This window comes from Paenibacillus sp. ACRRY (assembly GCF_022346995.1).
GTDB lineage: Bacteria > Bacillota > Bacilli > Paenibacillales > Paenibacillaceae > Paenibacillus.
This window is the reverse complement of sequence record NZ_JAKRNM010000021.1, coordinates 19,399-40,736: the sequence shown is the minus strand read 5'-3', so window position 1 is coordinate 40,736 and position 21,338 is coordinate 19,399. Positions and strand designations below refer to the sequence as shown.

33 protein-coding genes and 1 rRNA gene are annotated in these 21,338 nt (G+C 43.5%); all 34 read right to left on the bottom strand.

The features are described 5' to 3' along the window. Positions 1 to 124 (bottom strand): 16S ribosomal RNA (locus tag MH144_RS30000); the annotation flags it as partial. Between the two features lie 575 nt (positions 125 to 699). Then, positions 700 to 1,032 carry an HIT domain-containing protein gene (locus MH144_RS29995; protein WP_275440381.1) on the bottom strand — a complete coding sequence of 111 codons (333 nt, stop codon included), beginning with the start codon at positions 1,030 to 1,032 and terminating at the stop codon, positions 700 to 702. A gap of 17 nt (positions 1,033 to 1,049) precedes the next feature. Further along, entirely contained in the window at positions 1,050 to 1,505 is a 456-nt protein-coding gene (locus MH144_RS29990) for an NUDIX hydrolase (protein ID WP_239305792.1), read from the bottom strand. A gap of 49 nt (positions 1,506 to 1,554) precedes the next feature. Next, entirely contained in the window at positions 1,555 to 2,145 is a 591-nt protein-coding gene (locus tag MH144_RS29985; RefSeq protein ID WP_239305791.1) for an HD domain-containing protein, read from the bottom strand. A gap of 159 nt (positions 2,146 to 2,304) precedes the next feature. Then, positions 2,305 to 3,105 (bottom strand): inositol monophosphatase family protein, encoded by an 801-nt coding sequence (locus MH144_RS29980; RefSeq protein ID WP_239305790.1) that lies wholly within the window; start codon positions 3,103 to 3,105, stop codon positions 2,305 to 2,307. 53 nt (positions 3,106 to 3,158) lie between these two features. After that, positions 3,159 to 4,181, bottom strand: a complete 1,023-nt coding sequence (locus tag MH144_RS29975; protein ID WP_239305789.1) for a phosphotransferase enzyme family protein — start codon at positions 4,179 to 4,181, stop codon at positions 3,159 to 3,161. Continuing rightward, positions 4,165 to 4,620 (bottom strand): GNAT family N-acetyltransferase, encoded by a 456-nt coding sequence (locus MH144_RS29970; RefSeq protein WP_239305788.1) that lies wholly within the window; start codon positions 4,618 to 4,620, stop codon positions 4,165 to 4,167. Before MH144_RS29970 ends, MH144_RS29975 begins: the two co-directional genes overlap by 17 nt. Before the next feature lie 21 nt (positions 4,621 to 4,641). Further along, the gene (locus MH144_RS29965) at positions 4,642 to 5,073 is read right to left on the bottom strand and encodes a cytidine deaminase (RefSeq protein ID WP_239305787.1); all 432 of its coding nucleotides are present in this window, start codon (positions 5,071 to 5,073) and stop codon (positions 4,642 to 4,644) included. A gap of 79 nt (positions 5,074 to 5,152) precedes the next feature. Then, positions 5,153 to 5,914, bottom strand: a complete 762-nt coding sequence (locus MH144_RS29960; RefSeq protein ID WP_239305786.1) for an aminoglycoside adenylyltransferase domain-containing protein — start codon at positions 5,912 to 5,914, stop codon at positions 5,153 to 5,155. Between the two features lie 26 nt (positions 5,915 to 5,940). After that, positions 5,941 to 6,834 (bottom strand): PhzF family phenazine biosynthesis protein, encoded by an 894-nt coding sequence (locus MH144_RS29955; protein ID WP_239305785.1) that lies wholly within the window; start codon positions 6,832 to 6,834, stop codon positions 5,941 to 5,943. 2 nt (positions 6,835 to 6,836) lie between these two features. Continuing rightward, positions 6,837 to 7,493: a Type 1 glutamine amidotransferase-like domain-containing protein gene (locus MH144_RS29950; protein WP_239305784.1), complete on the bottom strand. Its 657-nt coding sequence runs from the start codon at positions 7,491 to 7,493 to the stop codon at positions 6,837 to 6,839. Positions 7,494 to 7,617: 124 nt separating this feature from the next. Continuing rightward, the gene (locus tag MH144_RS29945; protein ID WP_239305783.1) at positions 7,618 to 7,845 is read right to left on the bottom strand and encodes a hypothetical protein; all 228 of its coding nucleotides are present in this window, start codon (positions 7,843 to 7,845) and stop codon (positions 7,618 to 7,620) included. Positions 7,846 to 7,872: 27 nt separating this feature from the next. Beyond that, positions 7,873 to 8,385 (bottom strand): nucleoside deaminase, encoded by a 513-nt coding sequence (locus tag MH144_RS29940; RefSeq protein ID WP_239305782.1) that lies wholly within the window; start codon positions 8,383 to 8,385, stop codon positions 7,873 to 7,875. A 45-nt stretch (positions 8,386 to 8,430) separates the two neighbouring features. After that, on the bottom strand, positions 8,431 to 8,997 hold the full coding sequence (locus MH144_RS29935; protein WP_239305781.1) for a phosphoglycerate mutase family protein: 567 nt from the start codon (positions 8,995 to 8,997) through the stop codon (positions 8,431 to 8,433). An 8-nt stretch (positions 8,998 to 9,005) separates the two neighbouring features. Further along, positions 9,006 to 9,497, bottom strand: a complete 492-nt coding sequence (locus MH144_RS29930; protein ID WP_239305780.1) for an NUDIX hydrolase — start codon at positions 9,495 to 9,497, stop codon at positions 9,006 to 9,008. After that, on the bottom strand, positions 9,494 to 9,679 hold the full coding sequence (locus MH144_RS29925) for a hypothetical protein (protein WP_239305779.1): 186 nt from the start codon (positions 9,677 to 9,679) through the stop codon (positions 9,494 to 9,496). Before MH144_RS29925 ends, MH144_RS29930 begins: the two co-directional genes overlap by 4 nt. Continuing rightward, entirely contained in the window at positions 9,676 to 10,530 is an 855-nt protein-coding gene (locus MH144_RS29920) for a P-loop NTPase family protein (protein ID WP_239305778.1), read from the bottom strand. Before MH144_RS29920 ends, MH144_RS29925 begins: the two co-directional genes overlap by 4 nt. A gap of 60 nt (positions 10,531 to 10,590) precedes the next feature. Continuing rightward, positions 10,591 to 11,097, bottom strand: a complete 507-nt coding sequence (locus tag MH144_RS29915) for a hypothetical protein (RefSeq protein ID WP_239305777.1) — start codon at positions 11,095 to 11,097, stop codon at positions 10,591 to 10,593. Positions 11,098 to 11,123: 26 nt separating this feature from the next. Further along, complete coding sequence (locus MH144_RS29910; RefSeq protein WP_239305776.1) at positions 11,124 to 11,843, bottom strand: class I SAM-dependent methyltransferase; 720 nt, start codon at positions 11,841 to 11,843, stop codon at positions 11,124 to 11,126. A 48-nt stretch (positions 11,844 to 11,891) separates the two neighbouring features. Further along, positions 11,892 to 12,560: an HAD family hydrolase gene (locus MH144_RS29905; RefSeq protein WP_239305775.1), complete on the bottom strand. Its 669-nt coding sequence runs from the start codon at positions 12,558 to 12,560 to the stop codon at positions 11,892 to 11,894. Between the two features lie 176 nt (positions 12,561 to 12,736). Further along, positions 12,737 to 13,240, bottom strand: a complete 504-nt coding sequence (locus MH144_RS29900) for a GNAT family N-acetyltransferase (protein WP_239305774.1) — start codon at positions 13,238 to 13,240, stop codon at positions 12,737 to 12,739. 112 nt (positions 13,241 to 13,352) lie between these two features. After that, entirely contained in the window at positions 13,353 to 13,772 is a 420-nt protein-coding gene (locus MH144_RS29895) for a hypothetical protein (protein ID WP_239305773.1), read from the bottom strand. Positions 13,773 to 13,787: 15 nt separating this feature from the next. After that, positions 13,788 to 14,198, bottom strand: a complete 411-nt coding sequence (locus tag MH144_RS29890; protein ID WP_239305772.1) for a hypothetical protein — start codon at positions 14,196 to 14,198, stop codon at positions 13,788 to 13,790. Next, positions 14,195 to 14,641, bottom strand: a complete 447-nt coding sequence (locus MH144_RS29885; RefSeq protein WP_239305771.1) for a LytTR family DNA-binding domain-containing protein — start codon at positions 14,639 to 14,641, stop codon at positions 14,195 to 14,197. The genes MH144_RS29890 and MH144_RS29885 overlap by 4 nt, the downstream gene beginning before the upstream one ends. A 214-nt stretch (positions 14,642 to 14,855) precedes the next feature. Then, a complete protein-coding gene (locus tag MH144_RS29880) occupies positions 14,856 to 15,200 on the bottom strand; it encodes a hypothetical protein (RefSeq protein ID WP_239305770.1) in 345 nt (114 codons plus the stop codon). Between the two features lie 12 nt (positions 15,201 to 15,212). Continuing rightward, entirely contained in the window at positions 15,213 to 15,722 is a 510-nt protein-coding gene (locus tag MH144_RS29875; protein WP_239305769.1) for a hypothetical protein, read from the bottom strand. Between the two features lie 52 nt (positions 15,723 to 15,774). Continuing rightward, on the bottom strand, positions 15,775 to 16,257 hold the full coding sequence (locus MH144_RS29870) for a GNAT family N-acetyltransferase (RefSeq protein ID WP_239305768.1): 483 nt from the start codon (positions 16,255 to 16,257) through the stop codon (positions 15,775 to 15,777). Between the two features lie 364 nt (positions 16,258 to 16,621). Beyond that, entirely contained in the window at positions 16,622 to 17,263 is a 642-nt protein-coding gene (locus MH144_RS29865; RefSeq protein ID WP_239305767.1) for a hypothetical protein, read from the bottom strand. A gap of 31 nt (positions 17,264 to 17,294) precedes the next feature. Beyond that, entirely contained in the window at positions 17,295 to 17,756 is a 462-nt protein-coding gene (locus MH144_RS29860) for an NUDIX domain-containing protein (RefSeq protein ID WP_239305766.1), read from the bottom strand. A 50-nt stretch (positions 17,757 to 17,806) separates the two neighbouring features. After that, complete coding sequence (locus tag MH144_RS29855; protein WP_239305765.1) at positions 17,807 to 18,322, bottom strand: hypothetical protein; 516 nt, start codon at positions 18,320 to 18,322, stop codon at positions 17,807 to 17,809. A gap of 192 nt (positions 18,323 to 18,514) precedes the next feature. Then, a complete protein-coding gene (locus tag MH144_RS29850; protein ID WP_239305764.1) occupies positions 18,515 to 19,003 on the bottom strand; it encodes a cysteine hydrolase family protein in 489 nt (162 codons plus the stop codon). Positions 19,004 to 19,123: 120 nt separating this feature from the next. Further along, positions 19,124 to 19,606 (bottom strand): DinB family protein, encoded by a 483-nt coding sequence (locus MH144_RS29845; RefSeq protein ID WP_239305763.1) that lies wholly within the window; start codon positions 19,604 to 19,606, stop codon positions 19,124 to 19,126. A 2-nt stretch (positions 19,607 to 19,608) separates the two neighbouring features. Continuing rightward, positions 19,609 to 20,610 (bottom strand): translation factor GTPase family protein, encoded by a 1,002-nt coding sequence (locus tag MH144_RS29840; RefSeq protein WP_239305762.1) that lies wholly within the window; start codon positions 20,608 to 20,610, stop codon positions 19,609 to 19,611. Positions 20,611 to 20,624: 14 nt separating this feature from the next. After that, entirely contained in the window at positions 20,625 to 21,335 is a 711-nt protein-coding gene (locus tag MH144_RS29835; protein WP_239305761.1) for an AAA family ATPase, read from the bottom strand. Positions 21,336 to 21,338 lie beyond the last annotated feature (3 nt).

Here is a 21,338-nt window from a genome sequence, read left to right as displayed (position 1 = left end):
CGTGTTACTCACCCGTCCGCCGCTAACCATCAGAGAAGCAAGCTTCTCTTCAAGTCCGCTCGACTTGCATGTATTAGGCATGCCGCCAGCGTTCGTCCTGAGCCAGGATCAAACTCTCCAATAAAGATGAATTTCAGCAGCGCGGTTAGACGCTATGAAAATCTTCTGAGGTATTGAAAAGAGCGATTAGCTCATTTTGAATCTGACGAGATTAAAAATCTCATTTCCGCTTCAAAATCATACAGTCAGATGACTTGCACCGATTTCTCAGCTTTTCGATCTTACAAGTAAGATCGTTACTCACTCGTTGTTCAGTTTTCAAAGATCAAACTTCCTTGCCGACTGTTTCAAGGCCGGAATTAGAATATATCATATTTCATTATAACTTGTAAAGTCTTTCTCGAAATATTTTTTTCGAGTTTCCCGTGCCTCTTGCGGCCGGAAAAATAATATATCATGTTTAAGGATTGTTTGTAAAGTGTTTTTTCGAATCTTGTCGAATATCTACATCTGAGATCAAATATAGTTCGATGTCTACTATTCAATTTATCTTTGTAAGTCCCTTCCCTCTCTGCTTTATGAAAAAACAAACAACCGACTTTTCAAGCCGGTCGTCAATATCAATTATTCTATTAAGGCTCACTACAAACTACAATTAAAGAAAGCATAACCACACCCTATGCCCGTTGCTCACACGGGTTAAGTCACTCGTTCACCACTGATGACATGCCAATGTAGATGCTTTGAATCCTGATAACTACCGAGGTTGGTCACAATTTTGGAAGCACCCGTACGCTCCACCATATCGGCAGAGATCTTTTTAATCACCCGCAGGATTCCAAGTATCAGCTCATCGTCATTCGTTTCTTCTTCTGAGATGAAGGATGAAATGTGGACCTTGGGAATAACCATGATATGATGTTCATAAGAAGGCTGGGTATGGTGATAGGCCAGCACGTTATCGGTTTCCATAACAATTTCCACTTCCGTCCTACCACTGAGAACTTCCTCACAATAAAAATCTTGTGTCAAATGGAACGCACCTTTCTTTAGTTCGATTTGATGTAGCCTGCCTTTTTTAATACATACTCTGTAAAGGGATTAATCTCCGGGACCGGTCGGTCCAGATCAAAGTATCGGAGTTCCAGCCCTTCATCGTCCATAACCACTGGATTACCCTTGATTCCTGTAGCTTCATAAACAGCCGTCACATTGTATACTTCGTCTCCATGGGGATACTTATAATACATATCTTGACCCGAGAAAACGGTAATGAGCTTGTACGTCTCTGCCCTTAAACCTGCTTCCTCATACAATTCCCGTGCTGCCGCCTCTTCCAGCGACTCACCCGGTTCAAGCGAACCACCGAGCGTCCCCCAGTCGAGACTGTCTGTACGTCTTTGCAGCAACAGATGGCCCTCTTCGTTGAAAACCAATACACAAGAACCTGCCATAATTAGCGGCCGCGAGCCAACCAGTTTTCGGAGTTCCATAATGTAGCCCATGAGTGCTCCCTCTTCTCCCTCAATGAATATGCCCAGTCCATCCCTGTTGCTATGATTTGGTCAGGATTCCCTGATCTATGGAGTTTTGAATTAACTGCTGCACGTACGTCCACAATGTATCCGAAGCGTCTGCCATTTCACGATTTCTATTGATGACTTGATCACTTGTGACGTTGTATTTTAGCCACGTATCTCCTTCATTCTGATAATTGTGAATCAGAGGCTGTAACCGATCCAGAGCCGAGGCAAATTGTGCCTCATTCGTTTCCTTTGCCTCAAACTCTAGCCAGAGATTATGCATTTCTTCAGCCTGTTCCTTGGGCAGCATGCCGAACAACCGATGAGCCGCCTTGATCTCACGATCAAATTTATCCGTGTACCCAGTTGTATCGTAAGCAAATGTGTCTCCAGCATCAATTTCAACCAGATCATGAATAAGAAGCATCTTAATGACTTTCAGGATGTCCACCTCCTTATTCGCATGACTCTGTAAAACCAATGCCATCATGGCCAAATGCCATGAATGCTCTGCATCATTTTCACGTCTATCGCCGTGGATTATTCTTGTTCTCCGTTCAATTGTTTTCAGTTTATCAATCTCAATTAGAAATTGAATCTGATCCTTTAGTGATTCACTCATCGTATTTCCCCCTTTAAATGCGATACCAACTCTATGTTATGAGATCATACCAGTAAACCTCGCCACACCAATTTCAACCGCTATCATATGTAGTCTCAATTCATTACAAGTCCATAAGATGCTTCACCTTATCAAAATCAAGTTGATTAAGCTCACTAATCATACGCCCAATCCCTCCCGAACCACACTCAGAAAATAGTCGCGATGCTCCGGATGACAGGCAATCAAATAAGGCTCTGAACTCATACCTTCGAATAAATTCCCATCAAAATCCATAACCATGGCACCCGCTTCTTTTACCATCAGGATTCCTGAGTATAGATCGTCTCCCTCTGAATTGTAGAGCACAATACCATCGATATCTCCCTTGGCTAGCATACACCACTGTAGGGTCGGAGCCCACAATCTCATCACTCTCTTAAAACGTATATCCAGATGTTGTCGCAGCCGGACAGCATTCTCCTCATGCTGTACCTGATGACCCTGTATCCAACCAATCGTTCCCTTTAGAAGATTCTCTTTCTTCTTAACTGTCAGTGAATTCAAGTTGCAACTTGCCCCATTCCCCCGTGACGCCACAAATAAACGGTCTACCATCGGTTCATAAATAACCCCAAGAACAGGTTCTGAACGGTACATCAATGTAATGGAAACGGAAAATACGGGAAATCCAATGGCGAAATTATTAGTCCCATCTAACGGATCGATCATCCATAACCATTCACTCTTATGGCCGTTATGTCCCCGTTCTTCACTATGAATTTCATGCTCGGGAAACATATGGCTGATTGCATCGCATATGATTCGCTCTGTTTCATGATCCACATCAGTTACAACGTCGCCGAACTTGTCCTTTTCCACTGCACAGGTGATCTGGTCAAAATGCACTCTGGCGATCTGTCCCGCTTCACGAACGACTCTCTCTGCGATTTCTTGTGCTAAACGAATGGTCTGTTCCATAAAGGTTCCTCCGTTTGGGTTACTTGATCAGTCTTTCTGGATTTCGGACAAAGTCACTTCGAATGATCTGCATTGGTCTCCATTACATACTTCTGAAGCAATTGTTGAATCTGTACATCATGCTCTGCCAGCCAGCTTATATTCCTTTCAAACTGATCGATCATAAACGTAAAAGGAGATTCAATCGCTGCTCCCGCATAATGCTGACCAATATAGAAATGCAATACAGCAACAAAATAGATTTGAGTTAGCAGACGTAAATAGCCGAATTCAATAGAAGAGTGCTTGCGAACATTTCCATATCCCTGAAGGAAGGCCTCAATCAAATCCAGGGAACCGCTAGACTCCTGAATAATATGATTCAGGCTAATCGTAAGCTCCATGAAAGCAGCGTCGATCCCCATAAAATCAAAATCTAAAACCCCAGTAATTTCACCCGATTCACCCAGTAGATTATAAATCAACAAATCATGATGAACGAGCTGCTGCGGCAGCACTTCTAGATCAAGATGGGAATTGTCGATCTCAGTAATCATTGCTTGATAAAACGTGCACCACTCTGCTGTTAATTCAAAAGGCAGATCCGCAAAAAAGGACTTCACCGAATCACGATTAGCAAGTGGGTGAATGTTGTACATTTTATGAAAGGATATGCCCGTATACGCGCCCTTCTTCATCGGAAATTCACTCATTCGAAACGAAAATCCCCCGACCAACCTGCCGAACTTCTCGGCTTTGTCCATGTCAGACAACTGTGGAAGCTTCCCTTCCAAAAAAGTAGTCATTGCCGCAAGCGAACCATCTCTCATGACCACATAAGCCTTACCATTACAAGTATGAAGGAAGATCGGTACTTCGAATGAAGCCTGTGCCTTATGTAGAAATGCTGTTACTTGGGATTCAAGCTCCAACCCATCAATCGTTTTCATGTGGCGATTATAAATTCGTATAATAAACCTCTGTCCATTGATTTCAATGACTTTGGTTGTATTAGTCAAACCGAACGGAACGGCCTCCAAGGTATACTCCGCATTTTTGAAGTAGTGCCTTATGATTTCATCAAATTTGCAGTTCATAGATTCTCGTCTCTTCATCGTCCAGCAGATATCCTTTGCCAATGTAAGTCCAATCATTTTTCTCATAATAACCTTGTAAATCTGTACACAAATAGAGTTTGTCGTATCCCTTCAACTTCACCTGATTTACTGCGTGCTTCTGTAATTGGCCGCCCAGGTTCTTGCCCCGGTATTCCGGAACGACATGAAGACATGCAAACCAAGGAAAGAGATCCTGCCGGCTGTTCAAGTCGCTTCTTAGCAGAGCATATCCTCCGATAATGCGATCTCCATCCAACATTACATAAAACCTTGGAACATCACTGTTCGTATCCACTGAACGCTCCATGCAATCCCGGTAAAAATGATAACTTGTTTCCGTTCCCCACTGCTTCCAAAAATATTGAACAGCTGCCTGTAGCAACTCTGGCTTTTGCCGGATATTCATAATTTCAAACATCTTTGCACCTTCTTTCTTTCCTTATGACCTTGAATATTTCTGTGGCAAAAGCTGCCCTATCGTTGTTTTGATGTATCCTTCTTCTCCCTGCAAAATGACCTGTGTGCTCTGCCCATAATCACTGATCAATTCTCGGCAGATACCGCATGGTGAAACCACGCCCAATTGTGGATCAGCATTTTCCGTGGGATCATCCGGATTGATCTCCGGATGCCGTACAGCAACGATGGTCGCAAATTCGTGTTCCCCTTCAGAAATGGCTTTGCCAATCGCAATGGCTTCCGCACACACCGAGACACGACCAATGTAGGCTTCCAGATGTACCGCGGTATATATCTTTCCGGATTGAGTTCGCACTGCGGCTCCAATGTGATGTTTGCCCTCGCAGTATAAACGTTTGATGATGTTCTTGGCTTCCTGGATTAGTTCCAAATCATCTGTCGTGATTGTCATGATGTCTCTCCTTTTAAAAAAACTATTGCTACTTGAAATGTTCAAATCTGTATTGCAATGCGTAGAATTATTGAATCGTTTATTTTTTATAGCTGTGGATTTCTCTCAACATATCATCCGCATATTCCAACAGTAGAGAGTCACTGAGATTTAGGTTCTCCAGCTCTCCATTATATTTTGCAAGGCATTGCGAGATAACGTCCTTATACTTCGTAGGAAGCCCTTCCAATGCCCACTCTCCGGCTTCTCGCTTGGAGTAGATCACTGATTCTCTCACATACAGCAAAACACGCGACAAGTTCAATACATAGTAGACAGGGTTATCCACGATTTCTTCCGAAGCTGCACCGACGTCTGACGTAATGGAGGCAAGCATATACTCACGTTTCACAGGATGGAAGAGCTCCTTAATAGGTGTCCCATGCAAAACAATTCCCCTGTCATAGATGACCGCAATGTGTGCGACAAGATCCGGATCATCGTACCCTCCGCAGAGATAGTGCTCATCCGTTCGATATCTTTCCCGGTGATATGCGGAGTAATGGAATTCAAACGGAGTTGGATATGCCAGGTTCACGATTGTGGATTCCAGTACAATACTGAGCTCAAAGCCTTTCGTGATGCGCATCTCGTCTTCGATATGCATTAGCTTCCGTGCAATTCTTCGATATAGATCAGCAGATCGTCTATCCTGGCAGACCACCAAGATATCGATATCGCTCTGGTTCGGATGAAAGCCCCCCATGGCCATGGAACCGTGCAAATAGATGCCAACGAGCGAATCCGATAATTCTTCTATTAAAATACGAGTAACGTCTTGCAAAACAATTCGTTCATCCAAGGAAAAACACCCTTTCAGGTACATTATTAGGTATCCAATTCAATATTCATTTCACGCACAAAAACAGCCGTCCCTTTAACTCTCACATCCATGCCGTCCCCTTCCCGGGTCACGCTAACTTCAACTTTTCCATCTCTTCCGATCTCATGTCCCTGCTCCACGACGAACTTGACCTGATCCGCTTCACGGTTCACATAGGCTAAATAGTAGGCACCCATCACCCCGGAGGCCGTTCCTGTTACAGGATCTTCCGTGGTACCTGAGTAAGGGGAAGAAAAATGTCTGGCATGCATCATCGCCTCGGAATCACGAGCTTCAAAGCTGAAAGGATGCAAGGATGCCTTCGGGTTTTCAAGCAAAATCCCAGGAAACTCAGTAGATTCCGGTTTCATTTTAGAAAAAGAATCCAGTGTACGAATGGGGATCAACAACGTCCAGGTTCCTGTGCTCCCATACACGATAGGCATGGATAGATCCAGATCATCCGAGGTAAGATTTATGCTGCTCGCCAGCTTATCGATATCACCTCTGAACGGCACAAACTGCGGTTGATCCTGCTTCATCTCCATGTTGATTGTGTCGCCATCCTGCTCAAACCGTATTGGTAATAGGCCTACATTGGTCTCGATCGTGATTGACTCCTGGTCCTCGAGCAGTCCACGTGTCTTCAAACCATACAGCGATGCCATCGTGGCATGACCGCACAGATTAATTTCATGGCCCGGCGTAAAATAACGCAATCTTACATCAGCTGTCGTGGAGTTAAGCACAAACACCGTTTCATTAAAACCAACCTTATTAGCAATCTGCTGCATGACCATCTCACTTAAATCATCAGCACCAAAGACGACTCCTGCCGGATTACCTTTGCCCGGAATTGCTGAAAATGCATCATAATGGTAGACCTTAACCTCACGCATATTTAAATCCCCCTTCTCCTTGGATTAATGAGACGCACATCCCCATATAGCTCTATGACTTTTCCATCAATTACGATCCCGTCGCCGTCTTGGCAGGCATAGACTTTCGCACCGTTTGTATCTGCATAACTTCTGAGCGAATCGAGACTGTCTTCCTCTCCGTCCCAATGAGGCGCAAACTCGAAATCAACGAGTCCAAGCGCACGTTTGTCCTGAAGATCCACATGATTCTCGTCTGCATCCTTGCCATATCCAGCTATTTCAATGGTTGGTGTGGTTAGAATACTGCCTGCGCTGACTCCGATCAGCATACCGCCTTCCTGCACATAGGAACGCAATAAGTCCAGTACATTTCTTCTCTGTAATAAATGCAGAAAATAAAATGTATTTCCGCCGGATAAATGAATCGCATCAGCTGCCAAAATCTGCTCAAACGTGCTTGGATCATATTCCTGGTCCAGATCGTAATAATGAATGTTCTCAATACCCAGTTGATTATAGTAACGTACGGTGTGCTCAAAATATTTCCGTTCCGTGTCGGAACAAGAAGGGATATAACCGATCGATGGCTTGTCTCGACCGATCAATTCCAATATCCTTTGATTCAAGTCTTCATTTGATTGAAAAGGTAGATCACTTAATAAAACCAACTTGGTCATGCTCTACCTCCTTTGCATATAAAGTCGAGATCCCGTTCTGCAACTGATGTTAGACAAACCTTACTTCCTATCAATTCCATGTCACTCTATCCTCCTCATGACAACAGTTGCAATACCAGCACAGCTACTGCAACTGCCCGTTAACATACCTTCTATGGTAGAGAGAGGCATCCTGTGCCCACAGCAGCAATTCGTTCCTGCTTATAAAGAATTCATCCTGGACCTTGATAAAGGGGAACATTGCTCCGTTAAAGGAGCCCGATGCCGCAAAACTTCTTTGTTCAGCATGAATAATACTCATCACCTGTTCTTCAGTCATACTTAGATACTCCGCTGTTTCCTGAATCGTCATTAAGTAGAATCGAGACTGGAATGGATTTCATTGCTTAGCCGTCTCCCACTCTGTATTAAGTAATCCTCTACTAATATTCCATTTGGCGAGCATCGCCCTCTGTCTATTTTCCAGGTCAAGATATGGCGCTGCAACACAGGAGATTGTGTCAAAGATATGTATGAAATGAGGACCCTCCTTGAAACGTCGAAGACCGCCATACTCTTCATCGTCCGCTGCCCATACAATTCTTTTGATTCCCGACATTAATATGGTGCAAGAACACATGGGACAAGGTTCACAAGTCGTGTACAGAGTCAGGTTGTTTTTCGTGAATCTTTTCCGGTCTAAATCCAGTAAATGCTTCCCCGCTCGGCGAATAGCGTCAACCTCAGCATGTGCGGTAGGATCGCATTCGGAGAATACTCGGTTCCTCCCTTTACTCACGACATCCCCATCCTCATCCACGATTACTGCGCCGATCGGATATGTCCCTTCAATAAACGCCTGATCTGCCTCTTCCAGCGCCAAAACCAAATACTCATAATCGGATAACCTCATCGGGAATTCCTCCTTAAATTGGTTGTCTTATGAATTTGTTTACCGTTAGAAGTTCTTGATCGTGTACTTTCCCGCCTCACCAAGAAAATCTCTTCTTGATAGTCCTTTTTCTCCAAGCAAAATCCTGTAGTTGGTTATCGTGCCATCATGTGAAATGATATAGGTGTTGCCCTCCTGTTCCCTGCACCATTGGAGAAGCCCCTTAGCAAGTACGTCAAATTGATGTCCATCCATCTGGTTAACACCTTCATTCCAACACTTTAATCCAAAATCCAGTACGCTTAACCCGGGGAACTGAGGATCAAGCTCCTCCTTGGAATAGATCTGATCACAGATGTAGGGAACGAACTCGGGATCCTGAGGAAACATTCTTGGACCTACAAGAGGACATATCGTAAGATGTTCTTCTGCGGTTAAAAGAAGTGCTGTTTCAATGGTACGTCTCGTTGGGCTCACCAAGAAAACGTCATGAGGATCAAGCTTCAACTGTTTACACAGCGTTGTCACCTGACTCTTTCCCCGTTCGGTGAGACCAGGGTGAGGCTCATTTAACCGATTCGGATAATCTATCAAATGTTCACCATGACCATGACGAATAAATGTAATGTCCATATATCCCTCTATTTCTGAATGAAATGTTGGATGCTCTTCACATCATGCAGAGTATGCAGTTCTTTTTTCAAAAATACCGGGTAGACCTCCATGTGCTCAAGCTCATCCAGGGAAAACCAACGGAACGTTAACTTTCCGTTATCCTCCAGCCCCTTAACTTCAATTTCGCTATACAGCTTATGAGCTTCCGGTAAGGCGATGACGTAATAGAATCCAATCTCGTGGAACTTCTGGCCTTCGTAATCAAAAAAATCTTCACTAACAAACGCAAGCCTCTGCACTACAACGTAGATACCTAGTTCCTCCATCATTTCTCGCACGATAGTCGCTTCTGTCGCCTCATTCATTTCGACCCGTCCCCCGGGCAGGTTCCAGAAATCGTCCTGTTCCGTCTTATGCAGCAGAACTCGTCCCGCATCCATTACAATGCCTGCCACGCGGAAGTTAAATGTACTGTTATTTCGCTCATAAGATATGTTATTGTGATTGGGATTTGTCATCTTGCTGACCACCCATCGGAGAATCCATCCACGAATCCGTTAATGAACGCAGGAATAATGAAGATAATCAATGCTATGAAACTGGCGATACCCCATCTGAGTACTGATTTGCGTTTGCTCCTCACACCAATGATCATTAACAGAACGGTTATGGAAATTAGTGCTACCTCAGCAATTGTCATGAAACCAAACCTCCATTAAGAATTTTCTCCAGTTCGTTCTGACAAGCAGACAGGTTATACTCCGAATTATCCAGCCAATATTTGTCCATCTTCAGTACCTGATAAATCTCGGTTTCGAGCTCCTTTCTTGCCTGAAGCACCTTCACGGTGCCTGGAACCCCATGATATCCTCTTGAAGCCCCCCACCCCTGGTTCGTGTAAAACTGAATAAATCCTTCTGACCATTCCTTGGGTCTTTCCTTAACTGCTTTATCAAAGGTGTACGCAATATCCTTCTGATCAATATAGATTAATAGCGGATTCAGTGCTTGAACGATGCGCTCCAGCTCCAGCACATAGTTGACATTATCTTCTCGGGATTGATTGCATTTCACAAGACCCATCGTTAATGGGTTCTGGATAAAACAACATTCAAAGATAATGACAGTATCATCATTAGCCGCTAACACGCTTTCGGTGAAGCTTCGCCATTTTGAAGTGATGAGATCTTTATTTTGTTCAAAAGGTAATTCGTAAATATCCCGGCTGAAAATCTCCTGCACTATACGGTCAGGAAACGCCTCTCCCAGTTCCTCTTTTATTGTGCGACAAGGAATCAGATAACCATTACGATAAGCTATGGCTCTACTCTCCAATAAATCTTTGCATGCTTCATGAGCATGCAACAAATCTCCAAACTCATCTGCAGTGTAGAAGGCTACACCTTCATAATCAGCCGGGTGATTCAGATCCCCTTCCTGGAAAAGCTGTACTTGCAGCCCTCGCTGAATGAGGATGTTGGATATCATCTTGGCAATCGTGGACTTTCCTGAACCGGGTATCCCTTCAACAAGAATTAATTGTCTCGCCATAATTACATCACCTGAATTTCGTTTTGAATTTAATAGACTCTCGGTATCGTGACCCTATCTTCAATCAATATCTGCAATAATCCACTGTGCCGAATCCCCCTCTTCTTTCTTTTTCCAAAAAACCATGGTGCGGCTGGATTCATCATCATTCTCATCTAATTCCGTTACCGTCACTACTCCCTCGTAAAGCTTCCTTTGTTCACGAATGATAATGTCGCTCATGGAGACAATCTTGCGAACTTTGGTTCTGGTCATGCCCGATACGGGCGACTGCGAATCAATGAGGCTCATGTACCCCTTCTCATCCTCTTCCCATATATAACGCAGGCGGGCGTTCATAAGTTTAACGATCTCCAGTTCATCACCTGTATAATTCGCTTCATCAATGAACACTGACGGGATGTCTTGGGGCTCTGTTGGTGTCGCTACTTCTTCATTTTGTACTGCTTCTTCTGTCGTAACTTCTAGCGAAGGCTTCGCCGGGTTCTGTGCGTCTTTCATACTGGTTTTATTCTGACATGCGATCAAGAACAGTAATAATCCAAGCATAACGGTTAGCTTTCTCATCTCCAGCCCTCTCATTATCCTTTTCTCTATTCTCCTGAACTTCCCAAAATCACGATCTGCGTTGGACGCTGAATCCCAACAATGTTTAGACGCTCCATGATGGAAAGGCCGCGTTCGGCGAACGCTTCATAATCTTCAAACGCCTTAGCCCGTTCCATATGCTGCTTACAGGCCTCCGATACCAACTGAATGTCCCGTTCTGCCATGGCATCTTCTTTTGGCTCATTGAATTCATAGATTGAGCGGATGATAATACCACTGGCAGAGATGATATCCATAACCTCTTGCCGTGTATAGGTGTGACGATGATATATTCCCAACCGCTGATCTACATCTGCACCAAAATGATGGTACAGGATGTGCGATAGCTGGGCTTCATTGGGATCATCACTGACCAATTCATTTATGAGAAATAAACCGTCACTCTTCACTACTCGTTTCATTTCTTCAATGACATTTACGCCCGGAGGCAGATGATGCAATGCATTGGAGATGCAGACGGTATCAAACGTTTGATCCGCAAAATCCATCTTTGCTGCGTTCATCTGCATAAACTGGATCTTTTCATGGCTCGCATATGCAGCTTCTGCCTGTCGTAAAGAATCCGTATCGGTATCAATGCCCGTGATCCGTTCGATGCCACTGAATATTTCAAGCAGGGTAGGAATGTATTTTCCTGAGCCTGTACCAACCTCCAACATCTGACCTGCCTGATACGTTGCCAACTGCTTTTTCAACTCATCCATGGATTACACCGTCCCCGTTATGACTTCCTCCAAACAACTTTCAAAACTCTAAAGGATGATTTTCAGAACTTCTGTCAGATCCCTGCACACATATTCCGGATGGATATGCTGAGGTTTGGTTTTGCCTTTCCGATTTAACCAGACAGCCTGAATGCCGGCGTTTTGTGCTCCCTGTACGTCACTTGTCAACGAATCGCCGATATGAATGACGTCATGCCGGGACAGATCATATCTGGCTAATGCTTCATTAAACATCTCTGGTCTTGGTTTGTAAGAACGGACATCTTCACTGGTAATTACACCTGCCGCTTCAATACCATGCTTCTCCATTGCAGCTCTTACATCATCTGTATCGATATTCGAGAGAATATACACAGGGATGTCTACCGATTGCAAAAAGGGAATGGAATCCTCAAATATCCCGGGATCACGCCAGTGAGCCAATTGCTCCTGATTAAGAAGCCCCGCGACACCATCTGCTTGAAAATGTAGGAGTGTTGCTGTCAGGGACTGTACATTGAGTACTCGTTGGGTCTTAAACTGACTGCCGTGGCTTGCATAGAACATTTCGGAAAATGCCTTCCACCAAAAATCACCTATTTCGGCTGTTGTACATTCAACACGCGCCGAAGCTTGTACTCGTTCGTAAATCACTGGAAGTATATCGTCGTCTTCATGTACAACCGTCCCATAGAAATCAAGAAAAATGCCTTTCATTCTGTTCCCCCTATGTGTTAAAGATTCCAAAGCCGTACAATTCAAGCTTCCTATGTATGTTACAATTTCTCTTTGATACATCATAACCCATAATGTGGAATTTGCGAACGATTCAAGTATGCTATCTTTCATTAATTCTATTAAATAAAAAAACACGCCGCTCTGCATGACTTGCCTCATGCAAAGGGCGTGGTATGGTGATAAAACTTGCTATCTACTTTCATCACCGGAAAAGCATCCGGTAGTGCCTCGCGTGTAACCGAAACAAATCCATTTTTCTCGTAAAATCGATGTGCTGCCACAAACTGCTGTGTCGTTCCAAGGTAAATATCATGCACAGCCTTCTCTCTAGCCCACTGAAATGCCTGATGCAGGAGACGACTCGAAACATGAAGTTCCTTGCCTCTATAATTTTTGGCTACAAACATCTTCCTGAGCGCAGCTTGCTCCTCTCCAATATCCAGCAGAGCAATCGTACCCACCACTTCTTCATCGGCAAGCGCGATCCAGAAGTTCCCAATTCCTTTTTGATAAAAGGTTTCGATCTCAAGCAAATCCGGCTGATCCTCTCCAGTGATGGAAATCTGGTATTCCTGCTGCTGTATCTGCAAAATCAAATGGACCACCTGGGATTGATACTCGGCAGTGTACTCTTGTATGTCCATAGTAGGGTTATTCATGATATATTCTCTTCTGCAATTAGAAATCGCCAATCTGGCACGAGTCCCAGGTACTTTTTTACGGCATAATATGTACAGCACATCTCCATCTGTTCCTGAATAAATGATGTCTTCACAGTGAGGACCCTCCCTCAATAACGCCGTAATATTGCTTGTACCGGGTAATCCATTCCTCTCTGGAAAAGTCCACAAAGTCATATGGCTCACACTGTCTGAGATATTGTAACTGCTCTTCTGCTTGCTGTCCTCCCAATTGCTCCAGATACGTTATCGTGTCCTCGAACCCGGCACCACACAGCAGTTGTACATCCACATAACTTCCCGTATCCTGATTCTTTCTTTTGGCCTGCCAGATGAGCTGAGTGTCCTCTACATGACCGATTGCAAACAACAAGACACATAAGATTCTGAGATAATCATTGTCCTTCGCACTTGAATTGTCGATCTCTTGTTGCAGCAGTGTACGAATGCGCTCCCTGTCCCGGGAGCCCGGCTCCAAGCCGAACTCCTGAAGAGCCTTTTCTTCATTCATATGCTTTCTCCTTGTCTACTTCAGGATCTTGTTTAATTCTTCCGCTTTTTTCTTGCTATCCATTCTAGCATAAAAATAAAAGGCAATGGTGTGCAGCACAATCGACAAAAGCCACATGCCAGGGAACCACGGTGCGATAAAGTGGAACATCTCCTCTGAGAACAGCCACACACCCGCCGTACCTCCGAGAATGTTAATGGTAGACGAGATCACAATATTCCAGATCGGTTTCAACGTAAAGTAGTTCCACAGCGCATCGTACATGACTCCAAATACCACGGCTGCGATGAACGCAATTCCAGCGAGGTTCCATAGATACCCCATCTGGATTGTCTGATCTTTGAAGAACAAGGTTATCAGCAGCGTGACCCATAGCGAAGTTAATGTAAATACCTGAAAAAACGAATGCTTGAGATTTGCGATCATAATAATTTCCCCCTGAAATTTTTGATATAGTGCCTACTGACGTAGTAGCTGGATCCATCCTTAAGCTCAACCTGGATTCTGGCATGGTCTGTGGCGGCGAAAGCCTTGATGTGTTTAACATTGATCATCGTTGAGTTGTTAATCTTCAGAAAATGGGACGAATCCATGTCTTCTTCCACATATTTAAGGCGTTTGCCAAGCAGATAGCTCTCTCCCGAAATCACACGTACATTGCACATTCGATCCTCGGACTCAATGGCAAGGATTGAGCTTGGCTGGATCTGGACATTGCGGTTATTCTTCGGATTGATGACGACCAGCTGTCTTTCCAAGTGGCTAATCGCTTTATCAATCTCCCCCCAGCGCTGTTGTTCGGCAGGGTTGGTCACTACCTTGGCGAGCCTTCGTTCCATGGATGCATCTGTTTCAAATGTCACTTTCACGTGTTGCCCTCCTCTCATCACTCATATTACAGGCAAAACAAAAACCAGCATACCGAATTGCGTTTTGTTGCAAGAAGTTGCAGGTTTGTTGCACATCAGCTGACTAATGTATGTAGTTCGAATAAATCGCCCTCTTCAGTCACCATTAATTAACGTTGTTATATGAATTTCAATTCATTGTTTATGTACTCTAAAGAATGCTGTTGGGGAATGCTCAGTATTCCCCATTGTATTCCACATAACTTGTTGGCTTGAATCGAGACACGTGATACGGCATATATACACTTTGAGAATGTGGTGACAATCGTTCAACATAATCAATTGCAGCCTCTACCATCTCATCCGATGCAAAAACCGACTCATTCAGAAATCCACTCAATAACGCGGCATCCCCTTTATACTTCAGTATAAGGTAGCCATAACCCGGATCGGCAATCACCAGATCAACAATTTCCTCTTCCGCAGGTTCTCTTGACCCATCATAAAACCTAACGATAATATCCAGATCTCTATGAAATACATCCACATTGCATGAAAATTTTTGATATTCGAATTTCAATTCCCAGTCTCCTTACCCCTCATCCTCAATTTCAAAATACATCTCCTGATGTTGCAGAATCTCATTATTTATACTCACGATCACTTCCTCAGCTTGAGTACGATAATGATTGAACAAGTCCTCAATTGATTGATACAGGTTAGGATCTTGCTCCAGATCTGTTGGCATAACCTCACGCCACTGATCTCCGATTCTATTTTTATCTATAATCGCACGCTCGATGTTGTCTAACAGAGCTACCATCTCATTCTGATTAAAAAAACGCATTCCATTGCGGATGCCACTCCAGCTCTTCATCTCAATGATATTGTAAGCCGAGAACCAGTAAAACTCCGCCAGACTTTTCGTATGGTTATGATAAGAGTAGAACAGGAATAGCGCTTGTTGCCCTTCATTTAACTGGTGGTACACCTCTGTTTTGGCTGTAACATCTTTACCTCGAACTGAAATGAGCATCGGCTGGACACACAACCAGCTAAGTTGCGATGAACCCAAGTCTGCGTGTTTGATTTTGGCTCGCATAACATTCTCCTCTCTTTTCACCATTGATTAAAATACATTCTCATTACTCCGGTTAATCCATCCGTTTATGAAAAACGAACTGGAGACCATGTGCTCCAATCCTGCGAATGCCCGTGTCACGAAACCCCACCTTCAAATACAGGCTCTGGGCTGCAACATTCTGTTCATTTACAGCGAGGATGACTTCCTTCGTTCCTGGCTCAATCTGCTGAAGCAATGGACCGATTGCCTGCATGGCAGCCCGTGCATACCCTCTCCCCTGATGTTCCAACGTAATGGATAATGCTCTTATTAAGATTGCATTCGAGTATTTCTTTCCTTCGGCGTATTCCGATTTTTTATGTAAAATAAAGAAGCCCACCGGTGTTTCCTCTTTTAAAATCACAATGGGAACCTTATCCGGGTTGGAGATCGCCTCCTCGATCACTTCTACAGGCAATGCAGTATAGGAGAACTGCTCTCCAGTCAGTGAAAATTTGGCCAAGGCTGCATCATATCTCTCGTGATATTCGGTAAGGCGAATTAAATGGTGCATATGCAGTCACCTCATTTTATATATAGAGCAACACTTTCCTAATGTATCTACTCTACTCTGCCATCAATACTCTTATGATACTTGTCGCGTTGTCGAATTTCATTTGATTATTTTTCTGATGGAAGTCCCATCCTTGGTTTATTGCATATTGAACGAGTTTGGAAATCTGCTTTGGCTCATAGAGTAAGATATCCCTTGTATCTTCCCAAGGGACCACAAACACTACGAAGGTAGATTTGAATGCATTCGAATATATACGGAAAAATATATCGTATGCTTGCTCATCCACAACGTAGAGAAATAAAACCTCATTGACCGTTATTTTACGGACTTCTTTCTTATATACCTTCAATAAACCAACTCCCTAGCTTGAGGTTTTGGTGTGTAAATCTTCAAACACGTTCCATTCCGTATACAATTGTTTTAGACTTACAGCAGTTGTATGAATAAAATGTTCTAGAACATCCATGGATAAAATGCTCAAATCTTCCGCGGGCTCAAGCGCAGGATTATTCAAGAAATCCACTTTCACTTTCCTGTACTGAACTACCTCTTGTTCCAGCAAACCACCCAAATCATAGGCCTTTCCTGCATTCAGTTTATTCAGAAGCTCATGAGCCCCAGAACGATTCCGCAAAATCATAAACTCCAGCTTCGTTACCTCCTGCGTATAGCGCTTTCTGCCTTCAGGATGTTCTTCATATGCAGGGTAGATATCAAAGGTCCACACACGGTCCGTATAAATATGGGCGATGTATCCGCACAAATACTGCCAGAATGCAGGATCTAGTTCGGCCTGCTGCCTATGGGACTCCCAAAACGCTCGAAGCTCTTCATCTGTTGGGAATCTGCCTTCTTCGGTCATTAGATGTGTTTTTGCCTTCTCACTGCGCACATCACTTCTTACATGAATTGAATCAGGAGCAAGGCTTCCCAGCAAGAATTCCGGGGATGGATTAGAACGAATTTCAGATGCAACCGCAAAATGTACCATAGGCCAAGGCATAAGTATCACTCCATTTTGTTATTTGTTTTTCTTAACGCAGAATCCCCTGCTTCTCTTGAATCAAATCTATAATAGCTGGCTTCTGCACGACATTTATCATTTCGATCTTGACTTCATCCAAACTTGTAAACGTTAATTGCAACGATTCGTTATTCTCGTCTTCAAAACATAGTGTTCGCCTATCCTCAGCTAGTTTCCCGTCTAAATTAACTCTGACGTTAAATAGGAACATGACAAATACGACCTCATTGCCATCCGGATAGGTATACTTCATTCTCTCACCCGTGTAGATGGAAGCCAGTTCATACGAAATCACATCCAGACCAGTCTCTTCCTTCACTTCTCTGATCATGGTTTCTTCGATATGCTCTCCAGGCTCCATACCGCCACCTGGTAATCCCCAGTCTCCATAATCGGATCTACGCTGCAGCAGAATTCTCCCATGATCATCTCTGATAATGGCACCGCCTGTAACCACAATTCGACTTGTCATCTCCGTTGCTCCTTTCTCTCGTCATGTACACAAGAGGTGTCTCTTACTTGTTAAACTCCAAAATGCACAATACACTTTCCATGTTCAACAGCATGTACTGCCATCCTGACAAGCTGTTTTAATTCAGTTATTAAGTCAGATTTGCTATACACCAATTTCTCGTAGTAACCTTTTTCATCCCCATCATCAACACAGAAATCCCCTCTGAGTATGATTGAATCAGGTGCAGAACTGAATAGATCTATCCATGCATTCAAGATTTGATGAAGCCTCTGCAATACTTGTTGATCTTCAATCACTGTAATGCCGTAATTGTTCAGTCCTCTTGACTTCTCACCCGTGGATGGATTCCTAGTCTCTAACCATTGGAGTGAATCATGTATATATGAAATGAAGTTGTCGTCCAGGTGGGCCTGGTTGTCTCGCGTGAGTCCGTTTTTATGTATTTTTCCGTTTCTATCCCATGAATAAGAAGTATGGGCATCCTCATTCACATCCGATTTATTCTCAATAACAAAGTTATGAATCATCAGCATATATGTATCTCCCAACCTCTTCAATTTCATTTCTTGGCTTCCTATTCACCCATCATAACCCATGTTTTGGAAAATGCGAAGATGCATATGTCTGTAAACTTCTAGTCCTTTCCCAGATGTAATATGGAATATCAATCCAATCAAAAGCCCCGTCCTGTCTGACGGATCAGCCATGTATAGCAAAAATGGATACGACCTCGTCGCATCCATGGATATTCTCATTTATTTGATTAGATAGTCTACTACAGGATATGAGATCACATTCCGATCTCTGTAGGTCGACGTCACCGCTTCCTGATGTGTGCTGAGAATCCCATTTTGCAGTATAACGGGTCTGAAGCCTCTCTCCATCGCTCCATTATAGGTAAATAGGACACATTCCTCTGCGGCAAAACCGGAAATGATCACAAGCTCAATGCCATGACTCTTCAATATGGGTTCAAGCTCTGTCTGCCAGAACGCATTGGAGCTTTCTTTGGTAACGGTGAGATCCTTCTCATTCACATTCACTTCGGAAATAATCCGATACTCCTCCGGAGAAGATCCTTCCATACCTTCGATATCTTGCACATGGACCACCACATGATCACTTGAACGAAGCACATCTGCAACGTGGTTGATATACTCACAAGCGTGGTCTATGCCTTTTTGTTCCACTCGGCCTCGCACAATACTCTCTTGCATATCCACAATCAGAAAACCTATTTTCATCCGAACACTCCTTGAAATTTTGATTTACTGCCTTATTGGTGCTCCTAAATTAAGAATGCTCCCAATATATGTATTCGATTATTGCAGGCGGGACTCCTCTAAATCTGCTGCAACTTATTGTTATGCTGAGGCTATGACTTTCTTTTTCAGCATCATGATCTGCCCAATATGATACGCATTATGAATACACACATTAGATATGACGTTCCACCACGGAGCATTGAAATATGAAGGGATGGTCAGTGCTAGTTTTGCATCATCACTTTCTTGTACGGCCTGAATCCATTGAAGAAAAGTAGATCCGACTCGTTCAATACTCTTCTGCCACTCCTCTTCGCTAACCCGGGAAGGGTCCACATAGAACGTTTCATCATTATTTATATGATGATCCACTCTTACTTCACCTTGGATAAAACGATCCAACCATCTCTCATTCCAGAATATCAGATGATGCACCAGCCTCCAGATGGATTGACCTTCATCATTCGTCCATGCAGCCTGAGCAGCGGTTACATCACGTAACATCTCATCCAGCGGGATAAACCAGCTCTTATCATGATGACAGGCAGCCAGTTGGTCCAGCAATACCAATTTGAAACTCATGATTAACTCTCCTCCTCGTTCCAAAACGTCTCTACAAAATCGTTTAAATACCTTTCCTCATTATCCTTGCCCCATTTCGCCCAGCGAAATAAATCCGTATAATTGGCCCCTTCCAAGTTCGATTCCTGAATTATTGATTCGTAAAGATACTCAGGAACTTCGTCATAATATCCAAACTCAATTACATTAATATCCATTACTACATTAGATTCGTGACTTTGTTTGCGAAAACTCAACCAAGATTTCAAAGGGATTTCTGCTTCAATTACGTTTTTTCCATTTTCAGAATTAACATTAATATTACGTGCTCTAAGTAAAGTTAATACCGACAAGTGATCCGAAATCTCACATTTCATTGTCGTCACGGACACTCTCATTATAGGCTCGAGAAGTATAGGGTTTGCTCGTTCAAAGCCATCACGGAATGCCAAAGCCGCAGCAATTTTAAACGACATTCCTTTAGAATCGAATGAATGAAACGATCCATCCAACAGTGTTACTTTTACATCTACCACCGGAAATTGGCCAAGTATACCTCTAACCATCATTTCTTCGATTCCGTTCCTGATAGAAGGAATATACTCATGAGGAATAACATGATCATGGACAATATCATTTGTGAACTCGAAACCGCCATCTCTGGATTTGGGTTCAAGCTTAATCAAACAATGACCGTATTGATGAATCCCTCCCGTTTGTCTTATGTACTTTCCTTCGGATTGAGCTGTTTCTTGTATCGATGTCTTGTAGAGAACTTGCGGTTCTAAAGCGTCTATTTCCAAATCGTATTCGTCTCTAAAACGTGATATCAATTCATGGAGATCTTTCTCGCCCTTGCCAGCAATTATGATCTCCTTCCGAGTATCGCGGGTGTATACCACAAAACTCAAACCTTCTTCTGCAAACTTTTTCAAAGCCAGCAATATTTCCTTAGCCTCTTCTTTTGATTTTAGTTGCTGAATGGTGACCGTCATATATAGATCAGACAGATTGATTGCATACATCCGAATCACGTCCTTCAATAGTCCTTGAACAGCTCGTCCAGCATGCGATGGCGATTCTCCAAAAAGCTTCGCGTGATCTGATAATGCTCCGTATCTTCATAAGCCATTTTCTGAATGCAGCTATCATCAAAATTCAATATATCCGCATCGGGATAGCCCAGCAAAATGGGGGAATGGGTTGCAATAATGAATTGAGATGTTCCGGAAAGGTCATGAAGAATGCGCAGCAAGGATAGCTGTCTGGCAGGAGACAACGCGGCTTCGGGCTCATCCAGCAAGTAGATGCCTTTCGAGCTGAAGCGGTTCACAAACAGATTAAGAAAGGACTCTCCATGAGATTGCTCATGCAGCGAACGCCCGCCATAGTATTCAAGAGAACCCATCTCATCGACATGTGAGGCAAATTGATAGAAGGATTCAGATCGCATAAAGAAACCATTCGTAATCTTGGGCAGCCAGGCCAGTCGCAGATAATCCCCTAATGAGGATTCCGAAGCGTGCATCTCAAAGACGTTATTTCTACCGCCCCCGCCTGTATTGAATCCACATTGATGAGCGATCCCCTCCAGCAGCGTGGACTTGCCCGATCCATTTTCGCCGACAAAAAACGTAATGTTATTTCTGAATTCCAACCGCTCTAAGGATTGTATGGCGGGTATATCAAACGGATACTTCTTGGGATTCTCGACCTTATCCATCATGAGCTCCACACTTCTAAGATACATATG